This is a genomic window from Ignavibacteriota bacterium (genome assembly GCA_013285405.1).
In the GTDB taxonomy this organism is placed as follows: Bacteria; Bacteroidota; Ignavibacteria; order Ignavibacteriales; family Ignavibacteriaceae; genus IGN2.
Genome location: CP053446.1, coordinates 2,654,335 through 2,669,032, shown reverse-complemented (window position 1 = coordinate 2,669,032; position 14,698 = coordinate 2,654,335). Strand labels below are relative to the sequence as shown.

At 34.5% G+C, this 14,698-nt stretch carries 11 protein-coding genes and 3 tRNA genes; all 14 read right to left on the bottom strand.

Going from position 1 to position 14,698, the window contains the following annotated elements:
• Positions 1–18: 18 nt before the first annotated feature.
• Positions 19–91, bottom strand: a tRNA-Thr gene (locus tag HND39_11640).
• Positions 92–101: 10 nt separating this feature from the next.
• Positions 102–175 (bottom strand) — tRNA-Gly (locus HND39_11635).
• A 177-nt stretch (positions 176–352) separates the two neighbouring features.
• A tRNA-Tyr gene (locus tag HND39_11630) sits at positions 353–436 on the bottom strand.
• 79 nt (positions 437–515) lie between these two features.
• Positions 516–2,054, bottom strand: a complete 1,539-nt coding sequence (locus HND39_11625; protein QKJ96876.1) for a YifB family Mg chelatase-like AAA ATPase — start codon at positions 2,052–2,054, stop codon at positions 516–518.
• Positions 2,055–2,093: 39 nt separating this feature from the next.
• Positions 2,094–3,776, bottom strand: coding sequence for a T9SS type A sorting domain-containing protein (locus HND39_11620; protein ID QKJ96875.1), 1,683 nt, complete (start codon positions 3,774–3,776; stop codon positions 2,094–2,096).
• Positions 3,777–3,813: 37 nt separating this feature from the next.
• Complete coding sequence (gene nuoI, locus HND39_11615; GenBank protein QKJ96874.1) at positions 3,814–4,317, bottom strand: NADH-quinone oxidoreductase subunit NuoI; 504 nt, start codon at positions 4,315–4,317, stop codon at positions 3,814–3,816.
• Between the two features lie 61 nt (positions 4,318–4,378).
• A complete protein-coding gene (nuoH, locus tag HND39_11610) occupies positions 4,379–5,410 on the bottom strand; it encodes an NADH-quinone oxidoreductase subunit NuoH (GenBank protein ID QKJ96873.1) in 1,032 nt (343 codons plus the stop codon).
• Between the two features lie 2 nt (positions 5,411–5,412).
• Positions 5,413–7,098 carry a molybdopterin-dependent oxidoreductase gene (locus HND39_11605; GenBank protein QKJ96872.1) on the bottom strand — a complete coding sequence of 562 codons (1,686 nt, stop codon included), beginning with the start codon at positions 7,096–7,098 and terminating at the stop codon, positions 5,413–5,415.
• Between the two features lie 21 nt (positions 7,099–7,119).
• The gene (locus HND39_11600) at positions 7,120–8,352 is read right to left on the bottom strand and encodes an insulinase family protein (protein QKJ96871.1); all 1,233 of its coding nucleotides are present in this window, start codon (positions 8,350–8,352) and stop codon (positions 7,120–7,122) included.
• Between the two features lie 71 nt (positions 8,353–8,423).
• Entirely contained in the window at positions 8,424–8,954 is a 531-nt protein-coding gene (locus HND39_11595; GenBank protein QKJ96870.1) for a hypothetical protein, read from the bottom strand.
• Positions 8,954–10,177: an aminotransferase class I/II-fold pyridoxal phosphate-dependent enzyme gene (locus tag HND39_11590; protein QKJ96869.1), complete on the bottom strand. Its 1,224-nt coding sequence runs from the start codon at positions 10,175–10,177 to the stop codon at positions 8,954–8,956. The genes HND39_11595 and HND39_11590 overlap by 1 nt, the downstream gene beginning before the upstream one ends.
• 147 nt (positions 10,178–10,324) lie before the next feature.
• Positions 10,325–11,368, bottom strand: a complete 1,044-nt coding sequence (locus HND39_11585; GenBank protein ID QKJ96868.1) for a T9SS type A sorting domain-containing protein — start codon at positions 11,366–11,368, stop codon at positions 10,325–10,327.
• A 144-nt stretch (positions 11,369–11,512) separates the two neighbouring features.
• On the bottom strand, positions 11,513–12,658 hold the full coding sequence (locus HND39_11580; GenBank protein ID QKJ96867.1) for a right-handed parallel beta-helix repeat-containing protein: 1,146 nt from the start codon (positions 12,656–12,658) through the stop codon (positions 11,513–11,515).
• 29 nt (positions 12,659–12,687) lie between these two features.
• On the bottom strand, positions 12,688–14,676 hold the full coding sequence (locus HND39_11575; GenBank protein ID QKJ96866.1) for a TIGR03790 family protein: 1,989 nt from the start codon (positions 14,674–14,676) through the stop codon (positions 12,688–12,690).
• Between the last annotated feature and the right edge of the window lie 22 nt (positions 14,677–14,698).

Sequence of the window (14,698 nt, the reverse complement as noted above, 5' to 3'; positions counted from 1 at the left end):
AAGCTCCTAATTATTTTGAGCTGACGACCGGGATTGAACCGGTGACCTCATCCTTACCAAGGATGTGCTCTACCAACTGAGCTACGTCAGCGATTGAGTAGAGCGGGAGACGGGACTCGAACCCGCGACCAACAGCTTGGAAGGCTGTGACTCTAGCCAACTGAGTTACTCCCGCCTGAGTTTAAAACAAAAAACTAAACAACCAAAGAACAAAGCTTTCAAAAGATAGAATTGAGCAAAAGAATCTACACCAAAAAAATTATTTTGAGAAAAAAAATTTCAATCTATCTTGAAGCTAGAAAAAGGAAAAATTAAAAAATTTTGTTTAACAACAACGATACTAAAACTTCCGTGGGCGGCGAGGGATTCGAACCCCCAAAGGCATACGCCAACGGATTTACAGTCCGCCCCGGCTCTCCAACTCCGGCGTCCGCCCAATTTTCCAAAAACCGAGCATCAAATATATTTCATGGGTTGTAAAAATGCAAGTAATTCGCAGTTCATAATTTAATGACTTAGTGTTTCCACAGTTCTCTGTCCAAACTACGATACTGTATCGCTTCACTTACGTGTTGTGGTTCAATATCGGTTGATTTTTCAAGGTCTGCTATTGTTCTGCTGACTTTTAGAATTCTATCGTAGGCTCTTGCTGAAAGTCCAAGTTTGGTCATAGCCATTTTCAGCAATTCCTCACCAGAATCATTCAGTTTACAGTATTTCCTAACTTCTTTTGATCCCATATCTCCATTGTTAAAAATATGTTTTAAGTCATTAAATCTATCATTTTGTATCTGTCTTGCAAATAAAACACGTTCTCTGATTATTTCCGATTTCTCAGCAGTTGTTTCAGCAGCTAATTCCTTGTATTTAACTGCCGGTACCTCAATATGAATATCGATTCGATCTAAAAGAGGACCTGATATTTTTGCCATATATTTCTGGATTGATGGTGGTGTGCAAGTACATTCTTTGTTTGGATCGGTAAAATAGCCGCATGGGCAAGGGTTCATAGCTGCGGCTAACATAAAATTTGCAGGAAAATCCAGAGAAAGTTTAGATCGGCTTACTGTTACTCTTGAATCTTCAAGTGGTTGCCGTAAGACTTCCAATACATTTTTTTTGAATTCTGGTAATTCATCAAGAAACAATACACCGTGATGAGCAAATGAAACTTCACCAGGACGAGGAAAGCTTCCGCCACCAACGAGTGCTGCATCTGAAACTGTGTGGTGTGGACTGCGGAATGGTCTCTCGGTCACTAATGCTGTATCTCTCGACAGTATTCCGGCAATGCTATGAATTTTAGTAGTTTCCAACGCTTCTTCAAAAGAAAGTGGTGGAAGAATCGTTGGAAGTCTTTTTGCAAGCATCGTTTTCCCGGATCCGGGTGGACCAATCATTAATATATTATGTGCACCTGCTGCCGCAACTTCCAAAGCACGTTTGACATTTTCCTGTCCTTTAACATCAGCAAAATCAAGATGGTACTTGTTAACTCTTGAAAATATTTGCTGTCTGTCTGATTTTACTGCTTTTATGTCGTTCGTTCCGTTAAGGAAATCTACGACTTCACTTAAAGTTGAAGCACCAAATACATCTATCTCATCAACTATAGAGGCTTCGGCAGATGAATCAACTGGCAGAATTATTCTTTTAATCCCTTTCTTTCTTGCTTCAACTGTAATTGGTAATGCACCTTTAACAGGTCTCAGTTTACCATCAAGTGATAATTCTCCAAGAAACACTGAATCAATTAACAAATTTGATTCAATTAAACCAGTTGCAGAAAGTAATCCTATCGCAATCGGAAGATCAAAAGAACTTCCTTCTTTTTTAATATCTGCTGGAGCCAAATTGACTGTAATTTTTTTTAATGGATATTCAAATCCACTGTTTTTGATTGCTGCTGTTACCCGTTCCCGGCTTTCCTTTACAGCACTATCAGGGAGTCCAACAATTATAAATCCCGGAATTTGTTTCTCAACATGTGTCTCAACTTCAACGAGGTAAGCATCTATTCCATAAGTAGCACTTGAAAATATTTTTGAAAGCATTGAAGTTGTGTTTTTTATTCGATTAAAATCAAAAACTTACTACTTGGTCAGAATCATTTTTCTGGTTAGTGATGATGTTGGAGTTTTGACCTGATAAAGATATATGCCGGAAGTCAATCCTGTTGCATCAAATTTATATTTATATGAACCGCTTGATAAAAATCCTTTGTGAAGGACTGCTACTTCTACACCTGAAAGATCGAAGATCTTAACTTCAACATCAGAGTCCTGCAACAGATCAAATTCAATAGTTGTAGTTGGATTGAATGGGTTAGGGTAATTTTGATCAACGATTAAATCTTCCACAAGTCCTTGCCCAACTTTGACATCATCAGAATAAACTGAAGAACCATCTTTATTTATTTGTTTAATTCTGAAATAAACAATTTCATTTTGATCTTTATTTTCACTGAGTAATGAATATATCTTCCCATCTTCATTTAATGCCTTTGATTTCTCCACTTGAGTATATTTTCCATTTCCGACAGCTTTCTCTAAAACATAAAAATCTGCATCCATAGTACTTCCGCCGCTCCATTCAACTTCATAATAATTATTCATCAACTTTACTTTTAGTTCCGGTCCTCTTGAGAAAAGTGGTGCATCTGAATTTTTTAACCTGATCATTTCATACGAAATTTTCTTCTGCTCACGAAACGCATCGAGTTCTTCCTGTGAAAAATTCATTTGAAAAATTACATTTGAACTGTCATCGAGATAATCTGAATAATTTCTATTCTTCATAATTTCTGATAAAGAACTACTGCTGAGAATTAATCGAAATTGATCAACGATCAGTTCACCATCGTGACCGGAATTTTGAAGATGAAAGAACAGGTTATCAGGATTTAATGAATTACTGATTTGAGAATGAGCAACTTCACTTCCATTAATGAAAAATTTAATTTCATTATTCTGTTTGTCCTGTCTGATGAGGAAATGATACCATATATTTTCCGATATAAAACAGGGTCCAGGAGAAAGTAGTTTATCATTTTTTGAATCAATGTAGAGCATCTGATTTTCATTTATTGATAAAGAGTACTCAACCCAATTCGTCTCTCCATTGATTATCCTGAAAAATTCTGAATTGAAATTTTTTGTTTTCATCCAAAATTCAAGATTCAGAACATCTTTAAATGCATAAACCTGTGCTATATTCAAGTAAGAGTTGTACTCCAAAAGTGCAGCATTTCCTGGTATAGATGTTCTTTCATAATATTTAAATAAAAGATTATATAATCCGGGATTTTCAGAGTATTCATCCAGATCAGAAGTTGTTAATTGTCTAATGGTTTGATCTTTGTGTATATAGCTACCGAATAATTGAAGTGAATTTGATTTTGCAGAACCAGGTTTTACAAATAAAACTATCTGAAAAAATGTTTCACCTTTAAAAATGCTTGTATCCAAAAGATCTACAATTACTTTCTTGAAGAGTTCTGAATATTCGGGAACAAACTCACTTGAAATCGGGAGCTCTTTTCTTTCGTTGTCTATCCAAAGTTCAACATTATTAATTATTAATGATGGGTCTGGCAGAAAGTAAATATTCAATGATTTGAAATCAGGAAATTTATTGGAAGTGATAATGGAAACTTCAAAAGCTGTATTTTCCGGAACAAACTCCGGTGAATAAATTTTGAAGTTGTCCTGTGGAGATATAGATTCAATCACAAAAAGAAAAGCGAAATACAGTATTAAGTTTATTCGTTTAAACATACTGATAAAGTTAACTTAATTAATTGGATTAGTTCAACTATTTGTATTGACGAAGAAAATCAATTCTGTCCTGAAGTTGTTTAACAGGCACTAAAAGTTTTTCTTTTCCATAAATTGCATCCTCCCGGTTTGTGAAAGCTAATTCATAATCTTTGCTCATCACTATCGCTTCTTCGGGACAAACCTCTTCACAAAATCCACAGAAAATACATCGAAGCATATTGATTTCAAATTTTACAGGATATCTTTCTTTTTCTAATTCAGTTTCTGCTGCTTGCACTTCAATCGCTAACGCCGGACAAACTCTTGAACATAATCCACAAGCAACACATCTTTCAACATCATTTTCTTCTTTGACAAGTACGGGTCTGCCACGATAAGAACCAGGCGGATCGAATTTCACTTCAGGATATTCCATTGTGAACTTAGGTTTGAACATAGTTCTGAGAGTAAGTGACAGTCCTTTTGCTATTTCAGGGATGTAAATCTTTTCCCAGAAGTTTAAATCCTTTATTCGTCTTCTTTTATTTGTGGTTTCCATTGTTGATAAAAATTTTTCTAATTATATATTTAATTATTCATTTATCCAAAACACTATTTTTTTACAAACCAAGAATCATAATCAAAACAGCCACCCATACAATATTAATTAATGATAAAGGAAAAAGCACTTTCCATCCAAGGTTCATCAACTGATCATATCTGAAACGCGGCAATGTCCAGCGAATCCACAAAAAGAAGAAAAGCAATGCAGCCATTTTAAGTAAAAATGCACCAAGACTTAATAAGGTATAAACTAATGGAGATAGATTTAACTTTTCAAGATATGGAATTTGCCAGCCACCTAAATAAAGCGTAACAATAAGTGCACTTGCGATAATCATATTTGCATATTCCGCAAGGAAGAAACCTGCAAACTTCATACTGCTGTATTCGGTATGAAAACCGCCAACAAGTTCCGGTTCAGCTTCAGGTAAATCAAATGGTAATCTGTTTGTCTCTGCAAATGCTGATACAAGAAAAGTAATAAATCCAATTGGCTGAACAATTGCATTCCACATCCAACTAGCTTGTGATTCAACAATTGCTGTTGGTCTCAATGATTCTGATAAAAGTAAAACTCCTGCTACTGAAAATCCCATTGAAACTTCATAAGAAATCATTTGTGCAGATGAACGAATTCCGCCAAGTAATGAATACTTGCTTCCGGATGACCAGCCCGCAAGTGTTATTGCGTAAACGCCAAGAGATGTTAAAGCTAAAATAAAAAGCACACCAATGTTTACGTCAGCAACAATAAGCGGAATGTTATAGTTTGCAATTTGAAGATCCGGTCCAAATGGAATTACAGCATAAGTTGACAAAGCAACCAACAAAGCAATTACAGGAGCAAGTGAATGAATTCTTTTATCCGCATTTTGCGGTACGATATCTTCTTTCAATGCGAGTTTCATAAGATCAGCGAACGGTTGAAGTGCGCCCTTCCAGCCAACTCTGTTTGGCCCAATTCTGTTTTGCGCCCAGGCACTTACTTTCCTCTCAAAGTAAACAAGATAAGCAACTGAAAGCAGCATTGCGCTGACAATAATAACAATTTTTATAAGTGCAAATATTATAATTTCAAGTACGCTCATTTTCAGGATACTTTAACTTTATTTGAAATTTCTGTTTTTATCTTCAAACCGAAATTACTAATCATATCATAATCCAAACCTTTGAAAGCATCAATTGTATTTGACATTTCATCGAATATTTCTTCTGCCATATTAAACTTTATTTTGCTTCCCATCGCTTTTGCAAGTAAAATAATAATTTTCCAGGTGGGCAGTGCGTTGATTTTTTTACCAGTAGCCCAACGATCCCATTTAGTTCCAAATTTATCAAGTCTGCTCATGCTCATTCCATCAAGTGATCGGTCAATTTCCGCAACTGAAACGGCTGGACGAATTCTTTGAATCATTCCATCTATATTCACAAAAGTACCATTCTTCTCCGCATAAGATGCAGCAGGGAAAATAATATCAGCCAGAGCAGTACTCTTATTTTGATTGGTAGAATGCATAATGAACAAATCCAATCCTGCTAATGCATTTTCAAATTCTGGATAGGATTCGATTAAATCATCTTCAACCAAATAAAGCACTTTTATTTTTTTCTCTTTTATTGCATTTAATATAGCTGGAATATTTAATCCGGATTTTGAAGGTTGAACACCGGTTAATTCAGCTCCTAATGAATTTGGAGTTATGTCTTCAGTTCTTAGAATATCGTCTGCAAAACCAGGATCAATGCGTCTGATAAAATCCAGATTTCCTGTTTGCAAAACCGTACGCGCAAACTTTGTTACAATGTAATTGTCTTCACAAGTTAAAAATGCTGAACTAATGACAGCAATCTGATCGGGTTTAAAGGTTTTCAATCTTTTAGCCGTTTCGTTAGCTGCATCTTCCCAATTTATCTCTGTTAATCGTCCGTCTTTTCTGATCTGAGGGAAATCAATTCTTGTATCAGCATTTACAAATTTAAAAGTATTGAGTCTTCCGTGATCACACATCCAATAGCTGTTAACATCTTCATTGTGTCTTGGTGTTAGTCTCAGGATTTCATTATTCCGGACCCATATTTCCGTGTTACAACCTCTTGAACATCCGAAACAAACAGAATCGGTTGATGACATATCCCAAACTCTTGCTTTAAATCTGAAGTCTCTGCTTGTCAATGCACCAACCGGGCAGATATCAATTACATTCATCGAATACGGATTATCTAATTCTTCACCGGGATAAGTAACAATAGTAACTCTGTCTCCTCTTTTAATAAATGTAAGTTCGGGGTCTTTGGCAATTTCATCACAGAATCTTATACAGCGTGAACATGAAATACATCTGTCACCATCAAACATTACTCCCGGACCCAGAGCTACTCGTTTATCTTTGTGTACTTTCTCTTCAACGAATCTGCTTTCGCCAACACCATACTTATATGCATAATCCTGAAGTTTACATTCACCGGCTTCATCACAAATCGGACAATCGAGCGGATGATTTATCAGCAGAAATTCCATCACAGCATTCTGAGCAGCAATAACTTTTTCAGATTTCAAATGAACTACCATTCCTTCAGAAGCAATTGTTGAACAGGCAATAACAAGCTTTGGCATTTTCTCAACTTCAACAAGACATATTCTGCAATTACCTGAAACTGAAAGTTTCGGATGCCAACAAAAATGTGGTATTGTTATTCCGTGATCAAGCGCCGCTTCAATAATGGTTTGACCAGGTTTGAATTCAATTACTTTTCCATCAATATTAATATTCGGCATATTTCTTTTTGTTTACTAAAATTATTTTGTTTCTGATTTTAGAATTACTTTGATAAGCTTTGAATCATTTAGTAATTCTCTTGCTGTTTTCTGAACATCTTCAACTGTGATCTTTTCAATCTTTGACAGGTAATCATTCACAGTAAAAACTTTATTGTAATAAAGAATTGAATTTGCAATTCTCATCATCCTGTTAGTTGTACTTTCGAGACTTAGAAGTATTCCACCTTTTAAATATTCTTTAACTTTCTTCAGTTCCTTTTCAGTTATCGGAATTTCTTTCAACTTTTTGAATTCTTTATAAACAATATCAATAACCTTTGCGTACTGGTTTTGATTGGTTGAAAAATATACTCCGAATGCCGAAGTATCATTGTAGGAATTGAGGAAGGAATTAATCTGATAAGTTATTCCAAGTTTTTCTCTCACTGCCAAAAACAAACGCGAACTGCTTCCCTCTCCAAGCAGCGCGGATAAAAATCTTACCGGAATTCTATTCTTATCATTATAACCATAAGTTGCTCTTCCAATAATAGTGTGGACCTGCTGAACATCCTTTTCGATAAAAGTATCTTCAACTTTCTTAGTGTGAAATTGTTCTCTTCTTATTCTTCTTTTTGAATTATCATCAACAATATATTTTTCAGTAAGTTTTATCAGGTGATCGTGTTTCAGATTTCCAGAAGCAACAATCAACAAGCCATTTGTTGAATAATTATTCCTGTGAAAGTTAAAGAGATCGTTCGAATGAAAATTTCTGATATTCACCTCTCTGCCAATCACCGGGTAACTGAGATGATTACCGTTGAAAATTATTTCTTCAAATTTATCATACAGAAGTTCTTCCGGGTTATCATCAATATCTTTTAATTCATCAATAACAACGCCGGCTTCTCTTTTTATGTGAGTTTCTTTGAACAGAGGATTTTGTATCAGGTCAGATAAAACGCAGAATGTTCTTCCAAGATTTTCTGATAATCCTTTTGAGTAATAACAAGTTTGTTCTTTAGAAGTGAAAGCATTCAGATAACCACCGTAAGACTCTATTTCTTCAGCAATCATTTTTGCAGAACGTTTCTTCGTTCCTTTAAATAGCATATGCTCGATGAAATGTGAAATACCATTGTTATGGATTGATTCATCACGAGCCCCAACATTAAACCAAAATCCAAGCGTGAATGACTGAACGTGCGGAATAAATTCAGAAACTATTTTGGTTCCGTTTGGAAGTGTTGTTAAGTAGTAATTTTCCACAAATTGTGCTGATTAAATTTAGAATTTAGGAGCAAATATAAGAACAAAAGCAATAAGCAGAAACGGATGATTCAGATAATGAATTGTTTGATTTTTTCGGGCAATAATCCTAATAGATCCGGATATGTTTCTACGAGTCTCATAATATCAGCAAGATCCTTTTGGCGTTTACTTTTTCTTCTTTCCTGATCAGAATAAGCCCATACTTTTCCCTTTAACAAATCTTCCAATGCAGCAACTTTCATCTCGTAGCCTAAAACTTTTTTTATCTCTGCGTTTTTTATAAACGGCTGATATCTTTCATCAGTTTGAATCTGAATTCGTAAATTAGAATCGGGATGATCAATATTTAAACTATCTGTAAAATTTTTCACCGTAAATTTTTCTTTTGATATCCCGATCTGAGCGGGAAATTTATCAATATCACCGATCGCTAAAACTAAATCAAAGTCAAGACTAACGACTGGTTCAGCATAAGCATTAACTGCTAATCCTCCGATTACACAGTAATCAATTTTCAACTTTTCTAATTGATCAAGAAAAAATTGAATAACATCGCTTTTTCCATTTGCCAGACTATTTAGAAATTTTTTGCCCGTCATTAAACTTCAACGTCCTTTGAATATTTCTGCTTATACTTTTGCAAAAAATTGCCTATTGATTTATAAGCCTTTTCAAGAATTTTTTCGTTAGGCAGAAACACCACTCTGAAATGATTAGTACCCGGGACCTGACCGAATCCGCTTCCAGGAACCACAACTACTCCTGTTTCTTTTATAAGCTCCGAAACAAAATGAGCATCTGAATCAACTCCATTTATTTGTGGAAAAGCGTAAAAAGCGCCTTCCGGTTTTACACAAGATATTCCATCGATTGAATTCAGCATTTCAACTGTCATATCTCTTCGACTTGTAAGCTTTGCATTTGCTTCAACGAGGTGTGATTGATCGCCTTCAAGAGAAATTTTAATTCCGTACTGCTCAGGATGATTTGCTGAAAGCCTTGCACGTAAAATTTTATTAATTGCTTCAATGTAATCCGAAAGAATTTCTTTTCTTCCGCTTACAATTCCCCAGCCTATTCTGAAACCGGGAACCATATAATTTTTTGAAAGTCCACCAAAAGTAATGCAGGAAACATCTTTGTTCATTGAAGCAATCGAAATGTGTTTCTTTCCATCGAACAGAAGTTTATCATAAATTTCATCAGCAAAAATCACGAGATTGTGTTCGAGTGCGAGATCAATTATTGCCTGAAGATTTTTTGTTGTGTAAAGTGAACCAGTTGGATTATTCGGATTGATCAGAATAATCGCTTTTGTTTTGTTGTTGATTTTACTTTTTATATCCTCAATATCAGGCAGCCATCCATTTTCTTCATTTAAATAATATGGATTTTCCATCATCTGAAGTTTGCTGGCGATAGCAGTGTAAAGTGGATAACCAGGGGTTGGAGTTAAAACATTTTCTCCATCATTAACAAGTGCAGTAAGACAAATATCAATCGCTTCACTTGCACCGGTTGTAACAAAAATATCGTGAACATTATTAATTCCTTTTTTCTCTGCTTCCCTTTCAATTGCTGTTACAGCTTCTTTTATTCCGGAAGATGGTGCATAGCCGTTTAAATTTTTCATCATCGCATCATAAGTTGCTTTTACAAGATGAAGCGGTGGTTGAAAATCAAACAGATTTGGATCACCAATATTCAGATACAACATTTCTTTTCCCGATTTTGCTACTTCATTTGCAAGTACGACAATGTCCCTAACTGCATAAGTGATATTATTTGTTCTTATTGCTGGAATTATTTTTTTTTGGTTCATATCAGCTCCGGTTTTACAAATCTTGATTAATTTCAGTTTAAATTTACGGGAAATATTTGAGTAAAACGATGAATAGAATTATCACAAAGACATTATAATAAAAAGGTCGAGTTTTCAGCCCGACCTTTTAAGAATAGCCTCAAGTTCTTACTTCAACAAAATCATCTTCCTTGAGCTAAAGTATTTATCAGCAATTAATTGATAGATATATACCCCACTTGCAAGATTCGAAGCATTGAATTGTATTTCATACCTTCCTGCTTGTTGTTTTGTGTTAACAAGTTCCTTTACCTTTCTACCTAGTATGTCGTAGATGATTAACGATACATCACTTGTATTTGGAAGATCGTATTTAATTGTTGTAGTTGGGTTAAAAGGATTCGGGTAGTTCTGATACAAAGTATATTCTGTTGGAAGAAGTTCTTTTTCCGATTCAAGTCCACTTTTGCCTCTGGTACTAAGTAGCTCATTCAACTTGTTTGTGTATTCCGATAAATTGGTCACGCTATACTTACCTAATACTCCTTTATTCAAACAGCTATCTTGAGGCATTAGTAATGAAGTAGTCAGAGCATCAATCTGCCTATATAAAGCGATATCTGTATTTGGATTTTGCTGTGCAATTTCATCAAAGTTATTTATTGCTGGTAAATATTCTTCTGCCGAAACCAAACATAAGTCGCTTAAATGTTTTAATGTTCCTATCATCAAACTATCAGTCTGATTTGCAGCTTGCTGTAAATAGAAGCCTTTTAACTGATTGAATACAGAAGGAGAACTATTAGTTAAATTGGCAACAGTATATAACTGATTGTATGCTTGAATACTTGCGTTGCTGTTTCCATAATTCTGAATGATTCCCTCATATTCTTGTTTTGCCTGATTGTAAAGATTGTTGTAGTAATAATTATTTGCCGTTGCATATCTGGATTCTATGTCAGACAATCCGGTTGCAGTATTCTCGGTAGAATAAACTGTATCATAAACCTCGCCTTTTGAATTGGCTAAAATTAATTCCGCTTCACCTTGTGAGTATGTGCAAGGTTCATTTAAAAAGTCTGAGTAATCTATTGTAACTTCTTCACCAAATCTTCCGGATGGATCATTTCCATAGAAAGGATGATTTCCCCAGTAATTGCCTCTTGCTTGTATTATTGTTTCTGGAATTTTACTTCCATCCACTAAATACAAATTATTACACTGTTGTTGAATTCCATCCCTGTCATCTGCAATTGTGTTGCATCCTTTTTCAAGATTGACCAGAGAACTTAGTAACTGATGTTACGCAGAAAAGCAATTAGCAAAGAGATGACATCTTTATTTTTTATTAAATATTTAAACAAAAGTAACATTGACATTCCAATTTAAGTGCTTATTTAATCTATAAAAAGATGTCATCTCTCCATTTTGCGTAAGGTGAGTTAGTAAGTATAGCTCACTGTTTCGCGTTTCTGTACACAAACCATTTTCCCGGATTGTATTGTATCCGCTTAACGGGAATTGATCGGCACCAACAAAAGAACCGGTAAGATCAGGATTTGAATTATCGCTTATGTAAATACCGTATGCTTTATTATTTATAATTGTATTTGCACCGATTTTTGGCGAAGAACTGCCAAGCTCGATTCCGTAAAGATGATTTTGAATTGTGTTCAATCTGACTTCTCCATTATTACAAGAAACTAAAGAAATTCCAGATCCGGGACTTGATACATTATAAGCTTCGATTGTATTTCCCAATATAATTGGATTGCTAACCTGATTGACTGAAATACCAACACAATGTTCGGATGTTGATGCGTCGGCAGATATTAGATTTTCTTTAATTAGCGCTTCACTGCCGTTTGAAACTAAAATACCAACTAATCCATAGTCAGTAATTGAGTTGTTTGTTATTCCAAGAGAAAAATTATCGGCATTGTTTATCTGTATTCCTGTCTTATAGTCAGATATAGTATTTAAATCTATTTTTACTCCGGATACTTGATAATTATTTGCTAAACCAATTGATATCGCCGCACCATTATTGTTTTGCCCACCATTTAGTGAGCAATTATAAATTCTTATATCTTCGTTATAAATTAGTTCAACATCTTCTAAGTCATCCTGAAATATATAACCTCTTTGAATACAAGTATTAAAGCCACTTACATTACAATGATTAATATTTAATGATTTATTGTTCGTCGAATTAATCCCGATGCTAAACATTCGATCAGTAGTATAATTAATAGTGTTTCTTATTATTTCAACTTCATTAAAACCAAACAAGTACAGACATCCAGTATAGTTAGGATATCCGGTTGTGAAACTATTATCTGACAATGTGATATTTACACCCTCGGTATTCTGGATATGGAAAAAATGCCTTTGAGGAGAATTATTAAATATTGAATTAGATATAGAAAGCAGTCTTGGTTTTTGTATTCCGTTTGTAATTGCTTGAACCATATAGCCTGAATTAATTTCTGTGTGCCGCATAAGAAGTGTGTCAACTTCTGAAAACTTTATTATTCCTGATTCCGAATACAGTTAAATGAAACAGGATTATTAGTAATCCCAAGTGACTTTATTACACCTCCTAATTTAAAATCTCCGGGGGAAGAGTATTGTAAATTTATAATTACGCTTTCATTAAGAATTAATTCTCTATAACTGAGAAATTTTGAAGAGTCATTAACATTCAGTGTACTTCCCTTATTACCAACTAATCTACCATTTGAAATCAGTGAAGAATTGTTTTGGATATTAAGCGTTGATCCACCATTTAATATAAATGAACCGTTCATATTAAAACTCATTCCACTAACTAAACTAAATGTTGAACCCGCTGAAAGTTCAGCAGATCCATCTATTATAATATTACTCTTGTCTTCAAAAGAAAACGGCATATCATTACTAAAAATAAAATAATCATCAATAACAAAAGTTGAATGATCTTTAAAATTAAATTGTGCATTTTGCTCTATAATTAAATCGGAGTTTTGCCCAAGGTATAATTCTGAGTAAGCATTCAAATTTAAAGTTGCTCCTTCTTCTAATTCTAATAAACCATAGATTTTTAATTTTGCATTGCGTCTAAAATTAACAGTCTCACCTGATTTAATTGTCAACCTAACATCAGCAGGCACTACTATATTACACAGATAATCACCTGAACTAATTATTGTGTCTGAAGTAATAACACTGTTTTCACAATTAAATATTCTTAATAGCGGATCAGCAACAAGAACATTTTGCCAGGCTAAAAGAGTATCACCTTGATAGTATGCATCAACAATATTATATCCCATTTGATAAGCTGGAAAGAAAATATGATTTGCTATTACAGTGTTAGTATATGGTTCCCAAGCGTGACCCATTGTCCCTGTTCCGCCTATCTGAGTAAATTGTGTAGATAATCCTTGTGTGTGACCACTACAGGTATCGTCGGGTTGTACATAACGCCAATTAAGCGTCGTCAAACTATTTCCGTTGAAGCTTTCGTAAGTATTGAATACCGATCCATTTGCTAAATTAAAATGTAAACTGTCTTTAACCCATGCCGAATCATTGAAATTACAATTGTAATCTTCAGCATGCGTCCCCCAGGATGAATATCCCATAACATTTCCCTGATAAGATGTAATCCAACTATCAGTTGAATCATAATAGACATTAAATCCTAATTCAGTTAACTTGTCTCTTGCTAAAGTGAAGTATCCATCTCCTCCTGACCAGGTTGGATCGTTATCTATTATCCAGGCTGCTGTTCCGCTCATATCAGGATTTTTTGATTTATCTATTATACTTTTAACTACATCATAGCTTATTCCATCCAAATGAGAGACAAGATAAGATAATTTTACTGTGTAACCTTGCCACGTGGTAGTAAAATGATCAGGAAGAAATCTAAAATCCATAGAGAGATTTGGATCTGGATCAAAATACGGATTTGGAATTATCCCATTAGGATAAACTTCTTTATTAATAAGTGAATCATAGTTTTCTGTGTTTAACATACATAATAACCCATCTACTGTAACATTTCCTGGATCATTTGACCCATCAGCATTAGCTTGTATTTTGAATGGGACTCCTTTACATAAGACAATATAACGTATTGTTGAAAGCAGATTGTTATTTACAAGGTGTGTTTTTATCGGAGTAGCAATATTATCCAAATAGTAGCGCCAGGCGTGGAATGTTTTTGTTCCATTGTTAAGCTCATGATTAATCGAATCACGGATTATATCTGTTTCTTGGGCAATTATAACCGGGTGTGTTACTCCATTTACTGTTATTGTAGTGTCAGGCAAATATAAACCGATCACATTTGTAATTGGAATCCCTCGCACATTTCTATAGTAATTTGCCAACCAAAATGAAGAGTCAGAAAATGAATTATATACAACAAGAACACGACTTGCATCAGGAATACCCGCATTAGTAGGTTCTTGCGAAAGAATGGTATTATTAAACAATGCAAAAAGAACAAAGAAAATAGTTGAAGTTTTCATTGTTTCTCCTAACTTTTTTATT

Coding starts and splice junctions, on each gene's coding strand:
- HND39_11590 (QKJ96869.1), bottom strand. CDS start 10,177: ATGAACCAAAAAAAAATAATTCCAGCAATAAGAACAAATAATATCACT.
- nuoH (QKJ96873.1), bottom strand. CDS start 5,410: ATGAGCGTACTTGAAATTATAATATTTGCACTTATAAAAATTGTTATT.
- HND39_11580 (QKJ96867.1), bottom strand. CDS start 12,658: ATGCGGCACACAGAAATTAATTCAGGCTATATGGTTCAAGCAATTACA.
- HND39_11575 (QKJ96866.1), bottom strand. CDS start 14,676: ATGAAAACTTCAACTATTTTCTTTGTTCTTTTTGCATTGTTTAATAAT.
- HND39_11620 (QKJ96875.1), bottom strand. CDS start 3,776: ATGTTTAAACGAATAAACTTAATACTGTATTTCGCTTTTCTTTTTGTG.
- HND39_11605 (QKJ96872.1), bottom strand. CDS start 7,098: ATGCCGAATATTAATATTGATGGAAAAGTAATTGAATTCAAACCTGGT.
- HND39_11595 (QKJ96870.1), bottom strand. CDS start 8,954: ATGACGGGCAAAAAATTTCTAAATAGTCTGGCAAATGGAAAAAGCGAT.
- HND39_11625 (QKJ96876.1), bottom strand. CDS start 2,054: ATGCTTTCAAAAATATTTTCAAGTGCTACTTATGGAATAGATGCTTAC.
- nuoI (QKJ96874.1), bottom strand. CDS start 4,317: ATGGAAACCACAAATAAAAGAAGACGAATAAAGGATTTAAACTTCTGG.